The sequence below is a fragment of the Chloracidobacterium sp. genome (assembly GCA_015075585.1).
GTDB lineage: Bacteria > Acidobacteriota > Blastocatellia > Pyrinomonadales > Pyrinomonadaceae > OLB17.
Window position 1 is genome coordinate 95,875 of the sequence record JABTUB010000001.1, and the last position, 21,016, is coordinate 116,890.

The following is a 21,016-nucleotide window of genomic DNA, read 5'->3' on the forward strand; positions in this document are numbered from 1 at the left end:
AACCGCAACGAAGAAAAGGTGTTGATGTTTACATTAGACCGCTCGATCTGTACGACTGGTCGTGATCAGACCGGTTTCAATCCAGAGCAAAGAGTACGACAATTACAGATCGCCATGAAACCCGAATATTGGGACGCTCTTAAGCTCCGAAAACCTGGGCGTGTTGTTGTTACCGGAAGGTTATTCCATCGATTTAGTCATTCACACAAAACCAGAGTTCTCATGGAGGTGGTTCGTTTCCGTAGTATCGGCTCCACCTATCCTGATTCTTGGTTCGCTCCTATCAATGATCCGAACAAGCCTGAATGGGAGATATTGCCGCAGGAGGCAAAGGCGGGCGAGGTCATATTGTCGAAGCGGAATGAGCTTGGGATACTGTCGAATTTTGCGGCTACGCCGTTCGAGTTGGAGGGTAAGCGGTACGCGAGCGTCGAGGGCTTTTGGCAGATGATGCTTTATCCGGAAGAAGTGACGAGTGACGAGAGGCGAGTGACGAGTGGAAAAGACGGTAAGGCCGTAGTTTGGAAATATACGCGCGACCAAGTCGCGCAGATGACGGCCTTCGAAGCGAAACAGGCGGGCACGCTCGCCGAAGAGAATATGAGAAAGCTCGCCATCGACTGGGTAACGTATCAGGGCAAGAAGTTTCCATACCGCTCCGCAACGCCCGGCGAACATTACAAGCTGATCGTCGCCGCGATGCGTGCCAAGCTCGAACAAAACCCCGAAGTCAAACGCGTTCTCCTTGCCACGGGCGACCTCATCCTCAAGCCCGATCACTACGGCGACGCAGACGCACCGCCCGAGTGGAAATACAACGAGATCTGGATGCAGATGCGTTCAGAGCTGAGACGATGAACGCGAAGTCGGCCTGCCGCGGCGCGCGTGACGTTCGACGCGCGAGACGGTAAAGGCTATCATCCGGGAAGATATGAAAAGATCATTGTTGGCTGTTTTTGCCGTTGCCGTGCTCGCCGCCATGCCGCCTACGCTACGCGCGCAGAATTATGGCGTTCCGAATGAAGTTGCGACAGCCGCGCGAGTTAAGCAGGCGTTTCCGCAATATTTTGGCAGCAGATTCGCCTTTCCGCAGCTTGAGGCCGAGAAGTTCTTCCCTATCGGCTGGTCGCGCAGCGGCAATTTCGCGTATCTTATTGAACCTGTTGACGAAGCCTGCGGATGTTACTTTGCCAAGCTCGTGATACAGAATATGCGGACCGATGAGGTGCTTTGGAAGTTCGAGTTCGATGAGAGTGATAATCAGCGGAAGAATGCGCCAAAGGATCTTCGCTCACTGTGGGCAAAGAACCGGCGGCTGTTCTCACAAAAACTTGCCAAGCACGGTATTGTTGCTTCGCGATCCGTACTGCTTGGAAAAAGTTTCACTTTTGGCGGCAGCAGTTTTACGGCGGCCCTGACAAAGCAGCCGGGCAAGAACGAGGACGGCGAGGACAGCCGTGTGAACCTATACAGCGTCCTGATGACATCGCCAAAGCTCGGCACTAAGACGCTCTTTACATCAGAAGATCACACAAGAGACGATTATTGGTTCATGCTTGACGCCGGCATGATCGGCAGCGTCAAAAGCCCTTACCAAAGCCGCGTCGCGGTTGTCGCCGCCGAGGTATGGCGCGGTTATGAAGGCCCGCCGCATGTTGTCCGTCTTCGGATCGTCGGCTCAGACCTGACGAGCGGCTTTAAGAAGTGATAACTACTGCAGTCTCAGCCGTTTAAGCGTTTCTAAAATATTGTAGGTCAATACGAGGTCAAGGCGCGTTCGCGGTGTTGCGGGCGATGCAAGGCCGCCGACGCCTTGGATCAAAGCCGCAGTAAATGCGAGTTCGCGTATCGGTTTATATGAAGCGATGACGAAGACACGTTTGCCCGGCGGAAAGCGGTCGGTATTTAGCCTTAGCTCGCGGTCGATGCGGGCAAAACCGCCGCTGAGCGAGAACCTCTTTGCAAGCGATTTTTCGCCCCAGATTGCAAAGCCGAAAGCCTTGTGCGGCGAGACCCGCTGATAATTCTCGAACAAGACCGAATCCAGAATTTTCCCTTTCGGGAAACGATATTTTACGGCCTCACGCAGCGTATGCCTTCCGGCCTCGAAGGTATAATCGCCTGAGAATGAGAGTCGCTTGCCGAGAAGTTTCCGCGCAAGCACTTGCCGATAGTTCGCCTTGTTCATACGCCGAAAGCGGTAGAAAACATCAGGCCGCGTCGGGTCGCCCAAAAATCCGTTAGTCAGCGATATCTCGTCAAAGAACAGATGCTTCGGGCTGCGGAGGATGATGCGTTCGCCCGTCATAAATCCGTCATTATCGTAAGCAGTTATCTCGGAATTCTCGCCGTTATTCGCGATGATGCCGCCGACCTGAAATTCGACACTGTCTATCGGCCTTGCGGAGAGATAAAGCTGCTTCAGATAAAGGTTCGTTTGCGCCGGAGCAGGGCCGATGCCGCTGTTATTCCAACTCGCCGTGAACGAATTGCCTGTCGCAAGCGCGGCATTTATCCGATAGCGGCCCTTACGGTCGAAGTTGAAGTGGCCTTTTGCGATGAACTGCCACTGCGCCGTATCGGTAATGTCCGTACCGCTGTGAGTTCGAACGGCCTTGATGCGGGTCGCAACAGACAGAGCATCGAGTACGAACCAGCGACGTATCTTTTCTGCACGCGAAACGGTTTTTGGCGCCGCTGCTCCAGCCGTATCCTGTGCGATCGTGAATACGGCAAATGCCGCAATCGCCGCCGCGGCGGCAGCTGCCGTCACAATATGTCGAAGTGCTTTACGGGGCCGGCCGCTGCGGTTACGTGTGGACATCACGCGCCAGTTTTACACCCAAGATAAGCCTTTGGCAAGAGTTGCGAATCGTAAGGCCATTCGGTGCATTGTCAACGAGACGCCTTTTGCCGAAAATCAGCGTGTTGCCGAACTGGTTCTCGGATCGTAGGGCGTGGCCTGATACATCTTAGCCGCGGCCTGCGCGCCGTCGTGGTCGTCGCCGAGCTTTTGTGCACGCAGATATGCCGAGGTCGCACGCGCACGGTCGCCTTTTGCATCGTAGGCATTGCCCATCTTGATGTTTGACCAGACGGCGAGCCATGCAGGTTCGAGGCGGCCGCCGAGAGCGGCCTTGAAGTTATCTATCGCCAGGTCGTAATTACGCTGTTCGAGGAACAAAAGGCCGAGATGATAGTAGATCCACGAATTTGAGCGGTCGAGCTTCAACGCGGCTTCGAACTGCTGCTGCGCCTCGACATAATTCCCTTCCTTGAACTGCTCGATGCCGCGGCGGGCGACAGATGATACGCGCAGGTCGGGCGAGATGCGCAGCAGTTTGAAATCAGGGTCGATAATGACACTTAGCGGCATTCCGTCAGATTCGATATTGAAATCCGCACTGGCGTCATCTATACGAACGGTCTCGGTCTTTATGCCCGCTTCGCCCTCGGAACGAAGCTGCACATCGACCGGCAGCCGCAGGTTGTCGTAGTTCTGCTTGACGGTTCCGCGTGCGACGAACTTGCCGCCGCGCGTTCGCAGTATCTGATAGTCGGCCTCGAATTCGGGGACGCCGGTGCTTTCGACCCAACGGGCGAAGAAGTACCGCAGGTCGCTACCGTTGATCTTGGTCGCGAGCTTTTCGAGGTCGTCGATCGAGGCGTTCTTATTTCGATACTGTTGAAGGAATGTACGCAGGAGCTGATCGAACTTATCCTTTCCCATCGTCTCCTGCAGCAGCTTGAAGACGAATGCGCCTTTCCCGTACATAAGGTACTGATAGGCGGTCGATTGATCATCGAGCGACGCAGGAGCACGCAGCAGCGATGCCGACTGCTCAAACGTCAGCGCACGTTCCAGCAGTTCGCGGCGAAGGTCATCGGCTTTCGCACCGCTCGCTTCGCTTTCGCGTAAACTGAATGCGCAGTACTCCGCAAGGCCCTGCGAGAGCCACGCATCATCGAACGACTTAAGGCCTGCCGTAAGGCCCCACCATTGGTACGCGGCCTCCCGCTGAAGACGTTCCTTTGTAATGTCGCGGCCCTCTTCGAACTGACGTGAGCCGACAAAGAGCATTCCTGTGGATGAATAGTAATCGAGGCTTTCGTCATCTATCTCGACAACGGTCAGTTTGCTGCCCATATCGGACGGGCCGAAGCGTTTTGTGTAATTGTCGAGAGCCTTGCCGAGCGTCTCGGCGTATGCGTTAACTTGCTGTTCACCCGCACCGACGCGGGCGTGGAACTCGAGATCAAAATTGCCGTACTTCAGGTTCTTGGTCACATAGCGGCCGTATGCAAAGTTACCGATCAGGCCGGGCTGCGTCTGCGTAAAGCGGAATTTGCCGCCGGCGTTCGTCACGGGCCGGTCGCTGTAACCGATGATCTGAATATCCGCCGGTGTCGTGATCGTGATATCGGCGGTCGCGCGGTCGGCAGCATAGTCATGAAACGGGAACCAACGTGCGGCGTACAGCAGATAACCATGAATGTCGCCGATGTATGCAAGCCTCTTGTTCAGCAGCGGGCCGCCTGCCGCCGTATCTAGAATGCCTGCGTATTTGAACCGCAGCGTTATCGGCACATCCTTTGGGACATTGTCGCCGAGGTCGATCCGTACGCTCGGGCCGAGGTCCGAGACGCCGGCCTGATCCTGCACGAAAGTGATCTGCGGGCCGGCCGGTGCAGCCGGCTGCGCCTTTGTACGCGGCGTTTTTGCCGGCGTCGGCAGCGGTTCTGCACCGATGCGGGTGATCGAATCGATCTTCAGGCTGCCGTTCAGCTCGAACGAGACGGACCGCGTGTCTTCAAGGGGCACGAACGTAACATCCGCCGTAGCCGCAAGTTTACGTTCCTTATTCAGTATCGCGGCGTCAATGACGTAATTTGTAACGTCGAAAGGCGTCCGCTTGATCTGCTGTGCGGCGGCCGAAAGTGAAAGCGCGGCGATGAAAACCGCCGCAATAATTGATCCCCTTATGATCTTCGTCATTTTCCAATGCATTGATAGCTGCCTTCTATGCGTAGTTTTGATGTTCAGCGGGCTCGAAGCGTTTGCTTTACCTGAGATATATCGGCCCTGAGAGTATCCAAGGCATCTTTGAGAACGGCTCGCCAAGGCTTGTGCGGTAAACTTCGACCCTGTAAACGCCCGGGCCGTCCGGATTTACCGACGCTTGTGCCGTGTTGTCGAACTCGGCGAACAATGCACCGTCCTTCATCACGGCGATCTTTGCCGGCAAAGGCACCGCTGCGTCAAGCGACATCCCTTCGCTGTACCGCAGCTCGTCGCCGAGCGTCCTGTCGCCTGCTGTAAATGAAAATCCTGTGGTGTCGCCAAAGCAGTCAATACCGACGAAGGATCGTCCCGCGCCGATCGCGGCCATAAGGCTTTCTCTCGTAAGCTGTGTGCCCTTAGGCACGAGCAGATGCACACGCATCGCCGAAAAGCTCGCACGATACGGATCGGCCTTCAGGCTAAGCCACTTGTGGCCGGCGTCGTCGCCTAAAATGTGTATCCCGAGATTGGAATGTGCATCAGTGCCGGCGAACAATACCCTCGGCCGCTGTGCCGCTGATGCATCGAACCGCTGAAGATCTGCTTCGGGCCGCCGGAAATACTGTGCAAATGTCAGCTCCGGATATGCCCTGCCCGACCAGATGATATCGAAAAATGCAGTGAACCAATTCATCTGCTTCGCAGCGGTATGCAGGTTAAAGACCTCGATCCCGTCAAAATCGGAGCCCCAAGAGCGGAACTTCTCAGGATAGGTTATCATCCCGAGGCGGCCCTCGGCGTGCAGTTTCTCGAGTACGTTGTCGGTCGAAAGGCGGCGGAGTGATGCGGCTTCGGCGCCGCCGGGCAGCATCAAAAGGCGGTCACTGTCGGCAGTGTCGATCTCGTTGCCGCCCACAAAAAGAGTGCCGCCGAAATTGCCGTTCAGCGTCAATGCCGAAGTGTCATAATCATCCGACCAATGTTCGGTCATTACGACAAAATCAACACCTGCCTCTTTCGCGCCCGAAATAAGCTCATCAAAGCTGCCCGTGCTGTGGCCTCCAAGGCGCGTGTGTGCGTGGATTATGCCCTTGTATTCGTCAAATCCGGCGTCGGTGCGTACGGTGCGGTGCCGGTCGCCCTCGGCAACAGCGGACGCGATGCGCCCAAGCTCGTAGCGGCGGTAGATGAACGGTACCTGCAATGCCAGCAGAAGAGCGATCAGGCTCAGCGTCGTCTTTTTGATGATCTTGCGGATGCTTGCCAAGTTATTTGCTTCGCTTTACCGCGAACGACTTGCCGTCGTCACGGTTGAATGTACCTGTATCATAGCTCTTGTTATCAAACGAGAACTGGTTGACGGAGCCATCCTTATTCGATGACTCAAAACGCATATCATCCATCGGAAAGAAAATTTCAACGCCGGCACCCTTTTCCCATCGGACCTCATAACCGGCATCGGTCAATTTAACGGTACAGCTTGTCGGCCCGACGATGTATTTGCCCTCAAAACGGCCGTTGGCCGCGGGTTTCGTCTCGTAGGTTTCGCGGAGCCATTTCAAAAGGCTGTCCGCGGGGCTGTACATTATATCGTCGATCTTCCAAGCATCACCGACGAGCTTGAGCTTGTGTGTAATGCTCTGCTTTTGTCCGAAGTTGAGAAAGGTAACGGCAACGGTCGCCGCGTCACCCTTCACATCGCCTTTGCCGATCGAAAGATCCTTGATCTCGAGATCCTGCGCGTTGTAAAGAGGGTCGCCGTCGAGCGTCAGAACGTCGTCGCTCTCGGTGTTCGCTTGCTTCCAGATCAGGTCGGCGAGCGGCTTTGTAAAATACTTATCGACCAAGGCGCGGTCCTTCTTTTGAAAGAATGGCCCGCGTCCCGCATCGTGAGCCTTATAAAGATCGGAAACGAGCGATTCGGGCGAGGATAAATTCGCCTGTCCCGAAGCTGCTTCGGGCGGTGCTGCCGCCTGCGGCGTTGCGGTCGCGGTCGTTTCAACCGTTGTGCTCTTTGGCGGAGCGGAACACGCAAAGCCAAGCAGCGTGATGGCGAGAATGCTGTACAGAGATCGTATCTTCATATCTTCGGTCGCGTAGACGGCTTGCAAACTGTGCCATGCCGATATTACGGGAAGTTTTTGTGATCATGAAACATATTAGCCCATTATCGAGTACAAGACAGTACAGAGGTAACAAGTTCTTATGAAGCGTCAAATAAATTTGCTTGCCGCCATATTGGCAGTAATGTTAGCGGCAACGGGTACGTTCGCCCAAAATGGCCTAAAGATCGGACACACCGTTTCGCTGAGCGATGTTTCGAGCCGCCAACTGCACATCACTACAGAGATCTCGAATATCCATCAGCCGCAACTGTCGCTCAGCCTGCCGACATGGGCGCCGGGCTGGTACACGATAGAGAATTATTACAAGAATGTGCTCCGATTCGAGATAAAGGACAAGAGCGGCAAAATACTGCCGCTCAGAATGACGAAAAAGCAAACTTGGAGCGTCGATACACGCGGCCTTACCGATCTGAGGATCGACTATGACTACCGTGCCGAGGTTCTGGCTCTGAATCAGGCAAAAGTAACGAACGATTATGCGTTCTTTACGGGCATCGAGCTGTTTCTCGAGCCTGTCGGCCACCGCGAGGTTCCGAGCAGTGTAAAGTTCAATATTCCCGCGGGCTGGCGGCTTCAAACACCGTTGAAGGCAACCGCTGATCCGATGACGTTCACTGCGGCAAATTATGATGTGCTTGTAGATTCGCCCGTATTAATGGGCAAATTTGACCTGACGAAATTCGATGTTGAAGGCAAGCCGCACTATTTCGCTGCCGTTCCCGCAGGAGCTTTCAACAAGGAAAAGACGCAGCGTTTCATCGATCAATGGACAAAGGTGATAAAGGTCTTCTCAAAGATGTTCGGCGGGCTGCCGTATGACGATTACACGGCTTTCTACTTTTTCCAGCCCGCGGAATCGAACGCAAGCGGTGCGCTGGAACATCTGAGTTCGTATGTCGCTTTTGCTCCGGCGGGTGAGCGTGCAACGCCCGAAGGCATCATCGGGACGGCTGCGCACGAGTATTTCCACCTTTGGAACGTAAAGCGCATCCGTCCGAGCGGAATGTGGCCGTACGACTACTCACGTGAGGACGAGACGCCGCTGCTGTGGTTCTCGGAAGGTTTGACAAGCTACTACAGTGTTGTAGGAACCTACCGCGCCGGACTGACAAGCACCGAACAATTCCTTGCGCGTGCCGCGGGTGTCGCTGATTACGTTGAGAATACTGAGGCTCGCAAGTACATTTCTCCGTCGAATTCCTCGGTTTCGACTTGGGTCGGATACGATACACCTGTTGCGTTCGGCATCTCGTATTATTCGCAAGGGCAGAACTTAGGTTCGATCCTTGACCTGTCGATCCTCAACGATTCTGACGGCAAGTACGGCCTCGATGATGTGATGCGCTCGTTATACAACGACCACTACAAACGCGGCCGCGGCTTTACTACCGAGGACACAGTGCAGATCATAAAGAAGCTCACAGGGAAGGATCACACCGATCTTTACGACCGCTACGTCTGGGGAACCGAAACGCCCGATTACGACAAGATCTTCGGCTATGCAGGCTATCGGATCGAAAAGAGGGCCGAAGCAGAGGCCGACCTCGGATTTTCGGCACGGCCGCGAAACGGAGGCTTTCGCATAAGCGCCGTGACGGCGAACGGCCCTGCGGATAAAGCCGGCCTGCACGAAGGCGATATCATCGTAAAGATCAACGGAACCGGCCCGTTCGAGGTTCCGCTGCAATCGCTGGCCGGAAAAGAGGTAATGCTGCTCGTTGACCGCGGCGGCAAGCAGAGCGAAATGAAGATGACCGTCGGAACGCGCGACCGCATCGCTTTCTCGCTTGTCGAGGTGCCGAATGCGACGCCGCGGCAATTGAAGATACGGAACGCGTGGCTCAAGCATTGAGCGTTGTAAGAGCGAAAAGGCCCGCTTTGCAGCGGGCCTTTCCAGTCTGACATTCGGGCCGAAATTATTTGCGGCCGCCGCGAAGCAGCAAGCCGAGCACGAGGCCGACGGCTGCCGAGATAAGGATCGTCTGGCCCGGCTTCTGACGTGCGAATTCTTTCGCGTCGTCGATCAGTTCCTTCGGGTCCTTATTTGAAAGCTCCTTGAATTTATCACCCGCGCGGTCGAATTTGTCGTGGGCAAAATCGTACGCCTTACGGCCGGCTTCCTGCAATTTCTGGCCGTACTCTTGCGCCTGAGCCTTGATGTCGCCCAGGAACTCGTCGGTTCCGGCCGTTTCGTTGAACGGTTCGCTATCTGTTGTCATAAGGCCTTGCTCCAATTCTTTCTCTGCTTTCTTAACTTCTGCTTCAAACTCTGACATAAAAGCTATTCCTCCTGGTCGATACGGGTCAAAAATGCCGCGTTTCGCGTGCTTTCTGATGGTAATTGCCCATCTATGGTTGTAACGAATTTCTATTGAGGCCGGTTCCGAAAGTTTTTTCGCAGAAAATTGCGGGCGCCGAACATTTTGCGGTTGACAAATATTCGGCCAAATGACAATCTTGTTCAAAGTAAGTAAGCACTTACTTATTGTAAAAGGAAAGTTTTGAAGAAAGCAGACCATAAAACTGAGCATTCATGCAGGATGTCGGGCGAAGAGCGTCGCTGCCAGATATTGCAGACGGCGATATCCCTCTTTGCCGAAAAAGGTTTCAGCGGCACGACCACAAAGGAGATCGCTCAGCGGGCCGGCGTTTCCGAGGCGATGGTCTTTCGACATTTTGCACGAAAATCAGATATCTACGACGCGATCTTGGACAATCGTGCCGCGCATGAAGGAATGCGCTTTCCGTGGGAGAATGATGAGCGGATATTGCGTGCGATACGCGAAAAGGATGATTTCACGCTCTTTTACACGCTTGCGCTGATCGCCCTCAACAAACAGCAGGCCGATGTAAGCTTTATCAGGCTGCTGTTCTATTCCGCGCTCGAAGAGCACGAGCTTGCCGCACGGTTTTTTAACGGCTTCGTAATGAGGATGTACAGCTTTATCGGCGAATACATCAAGGAACGTCAGCGCGACGGTGGGTATCGCCAATTAGACCCAAAAGTGGCCGTGCGCGCGTTCATGGGAATGATCATTCACCACTCGATCAACGTTATTTTATGGGACAAGGGCGGCAAGATCCTCGATCTTTCAAATGAAGAGGCCGCGAAAAATTTCACAGAGATCTTATTGAAGGGGATAATGGCATAGCCCTGCCTCTATTCAAAAATAATGAAAAGCAGAATCTTCTATTTTTCGGCGTTGATCGCGGTTTCAGTATCGCTGGCAACAGGCTGCCGATCGGGTGCCGCGAATACGAATGCGAACACCGCATCGACACCGACGACCATTGACGTAACAACAACGCAAGCCGTCGTAAAGCCGATCCCGACCTACTTTGAGGCGACCGGCAACTTGGTCGGTGACGAATCGACGGACGTTGCTCCCGTGATAGCCGGCAAGATCGCACAGGTCAACTTCGACGTGGGCAGCTATGTGACCAAAGGCAGTGTCCTTGTGCGTCTCGACCCGCGCGACGCTCAGCTTCGGCTTGAGCAGGCAGAGGCACAGCTTGTTCAGCAGCGGCGTGCCGAAGAAACGGCGGTCGCAGGGCTTCGGCAGGCGCAGGCACGGCTTGGTATAAAAGAGGGCGACAGCTATAACGTGGACAGTTTTTCGCAGGTACGTTCGGTCAAGGCCAATCTTGATCTTGCCGAAAAGGAATTGGTTCGGACACAGCGTCTTTATAACACCGGCGATGCGTCAAAGTCGGTGCTCGATCAGAGGCGTGCCCAGCGGGACGCTTTGCTGGCGCAGCTCGAGGATGCACGCCTTGCCGCTTCGGTTGCGGTAAAGGCGATAGACTCCGCACAGGCTCAGGTCGCTGCGGCAAGGAGCGGCATCCGCACCGCACAGGCGGTCGTTGATCAGGCACGAAAAGCGGTGTCCGACACGGCGATATTGGCGCCTATAAGCGGCTACATTTCAGAGCGGGTTGCCGATCCGGGCGAGTATGTCAGCCCGAACGCACCGAATACGAAGGTAGCGACCATAGTCCGCACATCTGTTCTGCGGCTTAAGATCGACATTCCGGAGGCATCCATCGGCAAGGTCGCTGCAGGCCAAAACATAAGCCTTCAGACGAGTGCATATCCCGATCGGAGCTTTGCGGGCAAGGTCGCGCGGATCCTGCCGGGCTTGAATGCGACGGCACGCACCTTGACGGTCGAGGCCGAGGTTCCTAACGGCGAAGGCCTTCTGAAGCCGGGCCAATTCGCGACGGTCCGCGTTACGCAGCCGCAGCCCGAAAATGCCGTGATGATACCCGCCGCAGCGGTAAAGGCCGACGGCGACGTGAACAAGGTCTATATCATCAAGGACGGCGCGGCACGCGAACACCTCGTTCAGGTAGGGCTGCTCGTCGAGGACGGTATGCTGCAGATCAAAACAGGACTTGCAGAGGGCGACGTGATCGCAACGAACAACCTCAGCGAACTCTATGACGGCGTGCTCGTCAGGCAGATGAATTAGGAGATCGGATCATGCAATGGCTCGCAGAGATCTGCGTTAAACGCCCCGTATTCGCAACGATGTTGATAATGTCGTTGGTCGTTGTCGGTGCGTTCTCATTCTTTAGTCTCGGCGTCGATCTCTTTCCTAAGATCGACTTTCCGACGATCACGGTTACGGTCGTCAATCCCGGAGCATCGCCGCAGGAGATCGAGACCGAGATCACCGATAAGATCGAAGAGGCGGTCAATACCATCAGCGGTATCGACGAGCTGCGTTCAACATCCATCGAGGGCCTTTCGCAGGTCTTTGTCCAATTCGTGCTTGAAAAAGATGTGAACGTCGCCGCACAAGAGGTCGAGAATCGCGTCCAGATGGTCATTCCGAAGCTGCCTGAGACGGCAAAGCAGCCGACGGTCCAAAAGCTTGATACCGATGCGGCGCCGGTGCTCCGCATATCGATCTCGGCCCCGAAGCCGCTGCGTGAAGTAACCGATATTGCTAAACACAAGGTCAAGGAACGCATCGAAACAATAAACGGTGTTGGCCAGATAACGATCATCGGCGGACAGGAGCGACAGATAAACGTCTGGGTCGATCCGGACAAAATGCGGGCGTACAACATCACGCCGGCCGAGGTCGCAGGAGCGCTGCGGATACAGAATATGGAGTTCCCTTCGGGCCGATTGGACGAGGGGCAGAAAGAGACGGCGGTGCGTACCCTCGGCAAGATCGACAAGCCCGAGCAGTTCGATGACATCGTAGTAGCGACACGCGGCAATTATCAGGTAAAGGTAAAGGACATCGGCTATACCGAGGACGGCGGCGAAGAGGTGCGCTCCGAAGCTCGGCTGAACGGCGAGCCTGCCGTAACCCTGATCGTCTCAAAGCAGTCGGGCCAAAATACGGTAACGGTCGCACGCGATATCAAAGAGCGGCTCACCGAGATAAAGGACACACTGCCGGCAGGCTATCAGATGCGGGTCATCGGCGATAACTCGATGTTCATCGAGGCATCGCTTCATGCGATCGAGGAACATTTGATCGTCGGTGCGACGCTTGCGTCGATCGTTGTTTTCCTGTTCCTTTGGAATTTCAGATCGACGATCATCGCCGCACTTGCGATCCCGACATCGATAATTTCGACATTTGCTTTGATCTATGTGATGGGCTATACGCTCAACTCGATCACGATGCTCGCCCTGACATTGATGGTCGGCATCGTCATCGATGACGCCATAGTCGTGCTCGAAAACATCTATCGCTTTGTCGAAGAAAAGGGAATGAACCCCTTCCAAGCGGCGATCGAGGGCACGCGTGAGATCGGCCTTGCGGTGCTTGCAACGACGTTATCGCTGATGGCGGTTTTTGTGCCGATCGGCTTTATGCAGGGCATCGTAGGCAAGTTCATGTCGAGTTTCGGCCTGACCTCATCATTTGCGGTTGCTGTTTCGCTGATCGTGTCCTTCACGCTGACTCCGATGCTTGCGGCGCGGCTTATCAAACCCGCGAAGAGCGAACCGAAAAAGGATATCGAAGAGATCAAGGGCGACGGTATGATCGCCGAGGGCGAACGCGACACACACTACAAAGGCTGGTTCCGCCATGTCGATGCAGTGTATTCATGGATGCTGCGGTTCTCGCTTGCCCGCCGCTGGGTGATCATTACACTCGTCGTTCTGGTATTTCTGAGCATCATCCCGATGTTCATGTTCGTCGGCAAGAATTTCCTGCCGGTTGACGACCAATCGCAGTTCGAGGTCTCGATAAGGACGCCCGAAGGGATGAGTTTGTCCGCTACCTCGCTGATGTTCGAGAGGGTTGCTGCCGAGATCCGCAAGATGCCGGGCGTAACCGACACGCTGTCAACAGTAGGCGGCGGCTCGCAGCTTGTGGTCAATTCGGGTTCGATCTATGTGAAGTTGAGCGATATCAATAAAAGGTCGAAGTCGCAGGAAGAATTGATGGCCGATACCCGCGAGATGCTCAAGCAGTTTCCCGGCGACCTTCGTACGAGCGTTCAGCAGGTGCAGGCGTTCTCGGGCGGTGGCTTCCGGAACGCAACGGTTCAATTAATGGTCGCTGGGCCTGATTTTCAGAAGCTCGAGGAATATTCACAAAAGATCCTCGACAAGATGAAGACGATCCCGGATGCGGTCGATATCGACTCGACACTTATCGCGGGAAAGCCCGAGCTGCAGCTTCAGATCGATCGCGACACGGCAGCGGATCTCGGAGTCCGCATCGGTGATGTCTCGCAGGCGCTCAACACGCTCGTTGCGGGCCAGCAGGCGACCACGTATAACTCAGGAGCCGATCAATATGATGTTTATGTTCGGGCGATAAATTCGTTTCGAACAAGCGAAGAAGGCCTGAAACGCCTTATTGTGCCTTCCGCCAAACTCGGCTGGGTAACACTCGACCGCGTTGTAACCGCTAAGAGCGGCACAGGGCCGAGTTCGATCGATCGAACCAACCGGCAGCGGCAGGTAACGTTGCTTGCGAACACAAAGCCCGGCGGATCGGCAGCGAATATCACCGCCGGCATCGACAGCTTTGTAAAGGGGCTTCAGCTTCCTGCGGGATACCGCACGGCATATATCGGCCAGTCAAAAGAAATGGGTAAAGCAGGATTCTACTTCCTGCTCGCGTTCATGCTGTCCTTTATCTTTATGTACATAGTGCTGGCGGCGCAGTTCGAATCGTTCATCCACCCGATAACGATCTTGTTGACGCTGCCGCTGTCGATACCGTTCGGCATTTTCAGCCTGCTGGTAATGGGGCAGACGGTGAACATTTTTTCGGGCCTCGGCCTGCTGCTGCTGTTCGGTGTCGTCAAGAAGAACGCCATCCTTCAGATCGACCATACGAACAACCTGCGTTCAAAGGGTATGTCACGCTATGACGCGATCATTCAGGCAAATCGCGACCGCCTGCGGCCGATCCTTATGACGACGATCGCTCTCGTTTCGGGCATGCTTCCGCTTGTTATAAGTTCGGGCGTCGGTTCAGGCACGAACCGCTCGATCGGCGTGCTTGTGGTCGGCGGCCAAACGCTCTGCCTTCTGCTGACGCTTTTGGCGGTACCTGTTTTCTACTCGATCTTTGATGATATTGCGGAGATGAAACTCTTCAAATACGTCAATCGCTTTTCGAACCGGCTTTTCGGCGGCCTGAAACGCCGTTTCTCGACGGCGGCTACATCGCTTGTCGGCAGGCAATAGTCCTTATGAAAAGGCATCTTGGCTTTATATTTCTTTTATTTGCGGCGGTCGGAGGATATTCGCAGACTCCCACGCCGATACCTGTGCCCGAGACGGTCGTCGTGCCGCCGGTTGCGGAGTCCTTTCGATCGGATGACCGCGATCTGCCAAATCTCGAACGCGTCGGTGTTGACGCGATGGATCAACGCCCGCTTACCAAACAGGAAGCGATCGAGCTTGCACTGGAGAACAACAAGGATATTGAGGTCGCGCGCAAGACACATTCGATCGCCGGCTGGGACCTTAAAGCCGCACGCGGCATCTATCAGCCGAGGCTTAGCGGTCAGACATTCTACGATCATACAACAACGCCGAACGTCAGCATCTTCAGCAATAATCGGACGACGACCGTCGGCACACTTGCGGGAAATGCGGGCGTGATCGCGCCGCTGCCGAGATTCGGCACGATATTTTCGGCGAACTTACAGAGCAGCCGCGTAACGACCGACAACCCCATAAGCATTCTAAGCCCGCAGGAGAACGTGGCGCTCGGATTTTCGCTTACGCAGCCTCTGTTTCGCGGGCGCCGATTTGATGCACAGCGCCGCACTATCGAGATCGCAAAACGAAACTATGAGCTTACGGATACGCAGTTCCGTCAGCGTTCGATCGAATCGGTAGCGCAGGTCGAGAAGGCGTATTGGGATCTTACATATGCCCTGCGAAACCTGCAGGTGCAGCGTGACGCAGTGCGCGATGCCAAGAATCAGCTCGAACATAATCGGCGGCTTGTGGAAGAAGGCCAGCTCGCGCCGATAGACATCGTCGCAGCCGAAACGCAGGTCGCAAACTTCGAGCAGGCGGTTTACGACGCGCTAAACACGGTCAACCTTACGGAAAATCTGCTCAAGAATCTTATCGCACCGAACCGCGCCGATAACATCTGGCGCCAATCTCTAACGCCGGTCGATCCGGTCGAACAAACCGTACCGACCGTTACGCTTGCAGATGCGATCGACGATGCAATGCAAAATCGGCCTGAGATCGTGCTTAATAACACCCAGAAAGAGATAAATAAGCTCGACCAGCGTTTATATCGCGATCAGAAGAAGCCGCAGATCGACCTTGTCGCGAGCTATGCATCGGCGGGCATCGGCGGCGGGCAGAACCCGCACTTCAGCCCGATATTCCCATCGGCGTGTTCGACAGATCCGACGTCGCCCGCGTGTCAGCAGCAGCAGGCGAATATGGCGCTTCTCACGGGCAATCCGTTCACGGGTGTTTTTGCGAATCGGTATCCGACATTTCGCGTAGGCCTGAACTTCAACATTCCGCTCTTCGGCGACAAGACGGCCGCAGCACAGCTGGGACATGCAAAGGTCGAGGCCGAACGTATTGAGACGCAGCGTGAGCAACTCGAACAAGGCATACAGGTCGAGGTTCGCAATGCCCTGCAGGCGATACGCACCGCCGAGGCACGGCTCCGTGCGGCGGCCATCGCACGCGAGAATTCGGAGCGGCAATATGATTCCGAACAGCGCAAGCTCGACGCGGGCCAATCAGATGTCTATCGCGTACTCGATCGGCAGACGGCTTTGACCGCAGCCAAGAGCGGTGAGCTGCGGGCGCGGACCGAGCTTAATAAGGCGATCGCCGAATTTGAACGCGCGACCGGCACGACGCTTAAGGTAAATAATATAGAGACAAAGCTGCATCATTGATGAAAGCCGTTCATTTCAGCGACTTTACGGGCACGGCGATCGAATTTCGCGACGTGCCCGAACCATCGGGGCCAAATGCCGGACAGGTTCTTGTGCGTGTCAAGGCTGCGGGCGTCAACCGTGCCGATCTTATACAGGCCGCGGGCAAATATCCGCCTCCCGAAGGTTATTCGCCGTATATTCCGGGGCTGGAATTCGCGGGCGAGGTAGCCGCATGCGGCAGTTCTGCGGATGCGTGGCGTATAGGCGATCGCGTATTCGGCATAGTTGCGGGCGAGGCGCAGGCAGAATACGTATTGACCAACACAAGCGTGATCGAGCGAATACCCGACAGACTTTCCTTCACACAAGCGGCAGCAGTACCCGAAGCATTCATTACGGCGCACGATGCTGTCTTTACACAAGCACGTCTTACAGCAGGCGAAACGCTTCTTATCCATGCGGTCGGATCGGGTGTCGGGCTTGCCGCGCTTCAAATGGCAAAGGCCGCAGGAATAAAGGTCGTCGGAACATCGCGAACAGCCGAAAAAACTGATCGTTGCCTCGATCTGGGGCTTGATTCGGCGATCGTCGCAACTGAACCCGCATTTGCGGATAAGGTGCTTGCGGCGACGGACGGCCGCGGCGCCGACGTGATACTTGACCTCGTCGGCGGGGCGTATTTTGCGGAGAACGTAAGGTCGCTCGCACACAAAGGTCGCTTGATGCTCGTCGGCCTCACATCGGGGCGAAGATCTGAGATCGATCTGGGAATGCTGCTGACAAAACGTGCAGCGGTGATCGGCACAACGCTCCGGGCACGCTCAATGGCGGAAAAGGCGGCGGCAACGCGAGCCTTTGCATCGCAATTCATCCCGAAGATAGCCTCCGGCGAGATCACGCCGGTAATTGACCGGATTTTTCCTGCCGCCGAGGTTCGCGAAGCTTACCGATATTTAGCGTCGAACAAGAGCTTTGGTAAAGTGATATTGGAGTTTTAGCGGTCAGCGGCTTGCGTCGCCGGCTTTGACGCCGTTTCGGCCGCGGTTCGTGCCAACCCTTCTGTCCTAAGTGTATTTGCGTTTATTATAACGGGAACGGCAGTTGTCATATGATGTTTCGACGGTCGATCTTTGTAACAGGCTTTCCGGGTTTTATAACGGCTCGCCTTGTCGAACGGCTGGCGAACAGTGAGACGCAGTTCTTTTTGCTTGTCGAGGAACGCTTTCTCGAACAGGCAATGGAAAGAGTGTCGCTCATCGCCGAAACAGCACTTGTCCCGCCTGAGAACTTCGCACTTGTTGCGGGTGACATTACCCAGAGTGACCTCGGTATCAGCGGTGAAGACCTCGAAACCATTCTATTTGAAACAACGGATGTTTTTCACCTCGCGGCTGTCTATGACCTTGCGGTCGAGAAAGATCTCGCTTTTCGCGTAAACCTCGAAGGCACAAAGAACGTTAACAGTTTTGCCCAAAAGGTAAGCGAGCTGCGCCGCTACAATTACATTTCGACCTGCTATGTTGCAGGCAGACGCGAGGGCCGCATCGCCGAGACCGAGCTCGAACATACCGCAGGTTTCCGCAACTATTACGAGGAAACGAAATACCTGGCCGAGGTTGAGGTCGAGCGGCTGAAAGCTGAGCTTCCCGTCACGATCTATCGGCCCGCCGTCGTCGTCGGCGACTCAAAGACCGGCGAGACGGCGAAGTATGACGGCATTTATCATCTGATCCGTTATCTGCGTAAAGCGCCGATGGTGCTTCGCGTTCTTAACGTCGGCAATCCGAAAGTACGGCTCAATCTTGTGCCCGTGGACTTTGTAGTTGATGCGATTGCGGCCCTCTCAACGGATAAAGCGGCTGTCGGGCGTACGCTCGCCTTGGCAGATCCTTCGCCGCTGACGACCGCCGAGCTTTTTGATGTCATCGCCGAGGATTTGACGGGACGCCGTTCAGAATTCAACCCTTCACCGCAGTTGACGGAGTGGTTCCTGAATACACGTTTGTCGCCTGTGATCACGGGTTTGCCGCGTTCCGGTGTGCCGTATTTCTTTTTACCGCAAACCTACGATACGGCGTCTGCTGACAAGCTGCTTGCACCGCACGGCATCAAATGTCCGCGTTTCGGCGACTATGTTGACAAGCTGACAGACTTTGTCGAGCACCATCCTGAACTCTGAACAACGGGGCAGGCAGAATTGCCCGTTAATTGGCGATTTGATATGGTGTAAGTTTGTTTTACAAGACATTGGCCGCTTCTAAGGAATCCTTCTTATGGCAACTGCATCTGAAAAAATGAACAAAGGCAACGCCGGCACTAGCGATGCATCCGCAGCACATGACCGCCACGGTCTGGATAACGACACATTGATCGGCATCTATCGCACGATGTATATGTCGCGGCGGATCGATGACAAAGAGATACAGCTAAAAGGCCAGAACAAGATCTTTTTTCAGATCTCAGGTGCGGGACACGAAGCGTTCCTGACAGGGGCCGCCCTTGCGATGAGGCCGGCGTATGATTGGTTCTTTCCCTATTATCGTGACCGCGCATTGATGCTCGGGCTGGGAATGACGCCGCTCGAAATGCTCTATTCATCGGTCGGAGCCGAGGCTGACCCGAATTCGCACGGCCGCCAGATGCCTTCGCACTGGGGCAAGAAGGAATTCAATGTGCCGTCGCAGTCCTCATGCACCGGCTCGCAGGCGCTTCACTCGGTCGGTGCCGCAGAGGCGAGCTATCGAGCGGCACTCGTTAAGGGTCTGCAGGATAAGATCGTCGGCTACAAGGGCGATGAGGTCGTTTATATGTCGGTAGGCGACGGTACGACGAGCGAGGGTGAATGGTGGGAAGCCCTTAACACCGCGTCAAATCTCAAGCTGCCGGTCATTTTCGTTGTCGAGGACAACGGCTATGCGATCTCGACGCCGGTCGAGGTCGGTACCGCCGGCGGCGATGTCTCGAAGCTTGTCGCCGGATTTCCTGACCTTTACATACAGAATGTTGACGGCACCGATCCGCTTGCCTCTTATGCGGCTTTTAAGAGAGCGGTGGAATACTGCCGCGAGCGTAAAGGCCCGGCATTCATACGCGGCAAGGTGATCCGCCCGTATTCGCATTCGCTCTCGGACGATGAAAAACTCTACCGCCCCGAAGAGGAACGCGAGGCTGAAGCGGCTGTCGATCCGCTGAAGACCTATGCGGAATTCCTGATGACGGAAGGCATAATTTCAGCCGAGGATCTAGGCCGCCTGCGCAGCAGCGTCGACGAAGAGGTTAATGCGGCCGCCGATATCGCACTCGAAACTCCGCAGCCGCCGCCCGAGAGCGCGCTTCGCAATGTTTTCTCGCCGGATGTCGATCCGACCGACCGCTCGCTTTTTGATACAGAAGATGGTGCTGAACTGAGCGGCAATCCGGGTACAATGGTCGATCTCATCAACCGCTGCCTTCACGAAGAGATGGAGCGAGACCAGCGCATCGTCATCTTTGGTGAGGATGTTGCCGACTGTTCGCGTGAGGAATATCTCGACACGGTCAAAGGCAAAGGCGGCGTCTTTAAGGTTACTGCGAACCTGCAAAGAGCGTACGGCTCGGCACGTGTTTTTAATTCGCCGCTGGCCGAAGCCAACATAGTAGGCCGCGCCGTCGGCATGGCCATCCGCGGCCTGAAACCGGTTGTCGAGATACAATTCTTCGACTACATCTTCCCCGCGATGATGCAGATCAGGAATGAGGTCGCAGTAACACGTTGGCGGTCTGACGGCGAGACCAAATGCCCGCTTGTGATCCGCGTTCCCGTCGGCGGCTACTTAAAAGGCGGCGCCGTTTATCACTCGCAATCCGGCACGACACTCTTTGCGCACACGCCGGGCATTATGATCGCCTATCCGTCGAACGCCCTCGATGCGAACGGCCTGCTGCGAACGGCGATACGCTGCGACGACCCCGTGATGTTCCTGGAACACAAGCATCTCTATCGCCAGGTCTATAACAAATCGCAGTATCCTTCGAATGAATTCCTCATCCCGTTCGGCAAGGCAAAGACCGTACGTGAGGGCACGGACGTAACGATCATTACTTTCGGCGCACTCGTCGAGCGTTCAAATCAAGCCGCCAAACGCCTCGAACAGCAAGGCATCTCGGTCGAGCTGATCGACCTGCGCACCCTGGTCCCCTACGATTGGGAAGCGATCGCCGCATCTGTCAAAAAGACGTCGCGTGTGATCGTTGCCCACGAAGACCCGATCTCTTACGGATACGGTGCCGAGATCGCTGCCCGCATCTCGAACGACCTTTTCGAATACATCGACGCACCGGTTCGCAGGGTCGGTGCTACCGATACGTTCGTTGCATACGCTCCTCAGGTCGAGGACTTCATACTGCCGCAGTCCGAGGACGTCGAAAATGCCATTGTCGAACTGATGAAATATTAAGACAGCATCGCCGTATCTGCCGCGAATGAGCGCAGACCGGCGAGAGAGCAAAGACGAGAGACGAGAGATATCTGCGTCTATCTGCGTTCATTTGC

General features: G+C 55.3%; 15 protein-coding genes. 10 read left to right on the forward strand and 5 right to left on the reverse strand.

The genetic code is table 11. From position 1 onward, the window contains the following. Positions 1 to 114: 114 nt before the first annotated feature. Both HS105_00475 and HS105_00480 read left to right on the forward strand, forming a co-directional pair. Complete coding sequence (locus HS105_00475) at positions 115 to 858, forward strand: hypothetical protein (GenBank protein ID MBE7515077.1); 744 nt, start codon at positions 115 to 117, stop codon at positions 856 to 858. A gap of 73 nt (positions 859 to 931) precedes the next feature. Continuing rightward, complete coding sequence (locus HS105_00480; GenBank protein MBE7515078.1) at positions 932 to 1,708, forward strand: hypothetical protein; 777 nt, start codon at positions 932 to 934, stop codon at positions 1,706 to 1,708. A gap of 3 nt (positions 1,709 to 1,711) precedes the next feature. Here the strand turns inward: HS105_00480 and HS105_00485 are convergent, their stop codons facing one another. From HS105_00485 to HS105_00500, 4 genes are all read right to left on the reverse strand, one after another. Next, positions 1,712 to 2,824 carry a hypothetical protein gene (locus tag HS105_00485; protein MBE7515079.1) on the reverse strand — a complete coding sequence of 371 codons (1,113 nt, stop codon included), beginning with the start codon at positions 2,822 to 2,824 and terminating at the stop codon, positions 1,712 to 1,714. A 96-nt stretch (positions 2,825 to 2,920) separates the two neighbouring features. Continuing rightward, complete coding sequence (locus tag HS105_00490) at positions 2,921 to 4,996, reverse strand: tetratricopeptide repeat protein (GenBank protein ID MBE7515080.1); 2,076 nt, start codon at positions 4,994 to 4,996, stop codon at positions 2,921 to 2,923. Between the two features lie 67 nt (positions 4,997 to 5,063). Next, on the reverse strand, positions 5,064 to 6,269 hold the full coding sequence (locus HS105_00495) for a hypothetical protein (protein MBE7515081.1): 1,206 nt from the start codon (positions 6,267 to 6,269) through the stop codon (positions 5,064 to 5,066). Between the two features lies 1 nt (position 6,270). Continuing rightward, complete coding sequence (locus HS105_00500) at positions 6,271 to 7,086, reverse strand: DUF3828 domain-containing protein (GenBank protein ID MBE7515082.1); 816 nt, start codon at positions 7,084 to 7,086, stop codon at positions 6,271 to 6,273. 121 nt (positions 7,087 to 7,207) lie between these two features. Here HS105_00500 and HS105_00505 point away from each other — a divergent pair, with 121 nt between their 5' ends. Continuing rightward, the gene (locus HS105_00505) at positions 7,208 to 8,980 is read left to right on the forward strand and encodes a M61 family metallopeptidase (protein MBE7515083.1); all 1,773 of its coding nucleotides are present in this window, start codon (positions 7,208 to 7,210) and stop codon (positions 8,978 to 8,980) included. A gap of 64 nt (positions 8,981 to 9,044) precedes the next feature. On the opposite strand, the gene HS105_00510 is transcribed toward HS105_00505, so the two are convergent. Next, entirely contained in the window at positions 9,045 to 9,404 is a 360-nt protein-coding gene (locus HS105_00510; GenBank protein MBE7515084.1) for a DUF883 family protein, read from the reverse strand. Between the two features lie 225 nt (positions 9,405 to 9,629). Between HS105_00510 and HS105_00515 the strand changes: the two genes are divergently transcribed. The 7 genes from HS105_00515 (at position 9,630) to HS105_00545 (ending at position 20,921) form a co-directional block, all read left to right on the forward strand. Beyond that, a complete protein-coding gene (locus HS105_00515) occupies positions 9,630 to 10,280 on the forward strand; it encodes a TetR/AcrR family transcriptional regulator (GenBank protein MBE7515085.1) in 651 nt (216 codons plus the stop codon). A 21-nt stretch (positions 10,281 to 10,301) separates the two neighbouring features. Beyond that, positions 10,302 to 11,600 carry an efflux RND transporter periplasmic adaptor subunit gene (locus HS105_00520; GenBank protein ID MBE7515086.1) on the forward strand — a complete coding sequence of 433 codons (1,299 nt, stop codon included), beginning with the start codon at positions 10,302 to 10,304 and terminating at the stop codon, positions 11,598 to 11,600. Between the two features lie 11 nt (positions 11,601 to 11,611). Continuing rightward, a complete protein-coding gene (locus tag HS105_00525) occupies positions 11,612 to 14,803 on the forward strand; it encodes an efflux RND transporter permease subunit (GenBank protein MBE7515087.1) in 3,192 nt (1,063 codons plus the stop codon). A 5-nt stretch (positions 14,804 to 14,808) separates the two neighbouring features. Continuing rightward, positions 14,809 to 16,503 carry a TolC family protein gene (locus HS105_00530; GenBank protein ID MBE7515088.1) on the forward strand — a complete coding sequence of 565 codons (1,695 nt, stop codon included), beginning with the start codon at positions 14,809 to 14,811 and terminating at the stop codon, positions 16,501 to 16,503. Continuing rightward, the gene (locus HS105_00535; GenBank protein ID MBE7515089.1) at positions 16,503 to 17,483 is read left to right on the forward strand and encodes an NAD(P)H-quinone oxidoreductase; all 981 of its coding nucleotides are present in this window, start codon (positions 16,503 to 16,505) and stop codon (positions 17,481 to 17,483) included. The genes HS105_00530 and HS105_00535 overlap by 1 nt, the downstream gene beginning before the upstream one ends. A gap of 110 nt (positions 17,484 to 17,593) precedes the next feature. Beyond that, the gene (locus HS105_00540) at positions 17,594 to 18,664 is read left to right on the forward strand and encodes an SDR family oxidoreductase (GenBank protein ID MBE7515090.1); all 1,071 of its coding nucleotides are present in this window, start codon (positions 17,594 to 17,596) and stop codon (positions 18,662 to 18,664) included. 115 nt (positions 18,665 to 18,779) lie between these two features. Beyond that, on the forward strand, positions 18,780 to 20,921 hold the full coding sequence (locus tag HS105_00545) for a dehydrogenase (GenBank protein MBE7515091.1): 2,142 nt from the start codon (positions 18,780 to 18,782) through the stop codon (positions 20,919 to 20,921). The last annotated feature ends 95 nt before the right edge of the window (positions 20,922 to 21,016 follow it).

What these genes read in the sequence shown, in the direction of transcription:
- HS105_00475 (MBE7515077.1), top strand. Translation starts at nt 115, where the DNA reads ATGAAACCCGAATATTGGGACGCTCTTAAGCTCCGAAAACCTGGGCGT.
- HS105_00480 (MBE7515078.1), top strand. Translation starts at nt 932, where the DNA reads ATGAAAAGATCATTGTTGGCTGTTTTTGCCGTTGCCGTGCTCGCCGCC.
- HS105_00485 (MBE7515079.1), bottom strand. Translation starts at nt 2,824, where the DNA reads ATGTCCACACGTAACCGCAGCGGCCGGCCCCGTAAAGCACTTCGACAT.
- HS105_00490 (MBE7515080.1), bottom strand. Translation starts at nt 4,996, where the DNA reads ATGACGAAGATCATAAGGGGATCAATTATTGCGGCGGTTTTCATCGCC.
- HS105_00500 (MBE7515082.1), bottom strand. Translation starts at nt 7,086, where the DNA reads ATGAAGATACGATCTCTGTACAGCATTCTCGCCATCACGCTGCTTGGC.
- HS105_00505 (MBE7515083.1), top strand. Translation starts at nt 7,208, where the DNA reads ATGAAGCGTCAAATAAATTTGCTTGCCGCCATATTGGCAGTAATGTTA.
- HS105_00510 (MBE7515084.1), bottom strand. Translation starts at nt 9,404, where the DNA reads ATGTCAGAGTTTGAAGCAGAAGTTAAGAAAGCAGAGAAAGAATTGGAG.
- HS105_00520 (MBE7515086.1), top strand. Translation starts at nt 10,302, where the DNA reads ATGAAAAGCAGAATCTTCTATTTTTCGGCGTTGATCGCGGTTTCAGTA.
- HS105_00525 (MBE7515087.1), top strand. Translation starts at nt 11,612, where the DNA reads ATGCAATGGCTCGCAGAGATCTGCGTTAAACGCCCCGTATTCGCAACG.
- HS105_00530 (MBE7515088.1), top strand. Translation starts at nt 14,809, where the DNA reads ATGAAAAGGCATCTTGGCTTTATATTTCTTTTATTTGCGGCGGTCGGA.
- HS105_00535 (MBE7515089.1), top strand. Translation starts at nt 16,503, where the DNA reads ATGAAAGCCGTTCATTTCAGCGACTTTACGGGCACGGCGATCGAATTT.
- HS105_00540 (MBE7515090.1), top strand. Translation starts at nt 17,594, where the DNA reads ATGATGTTTCGACGGTCGATCTTTGTAACAGGCTTTCCGGGTTTTATA.
- HS105_00545 (MBE7515091.1), top strand. Translation starts at nt 18,780, where the DNA reads ATGAACAAAGGCAACGCCGGCACTAGCGATGCATCCGCAGCACATGAC.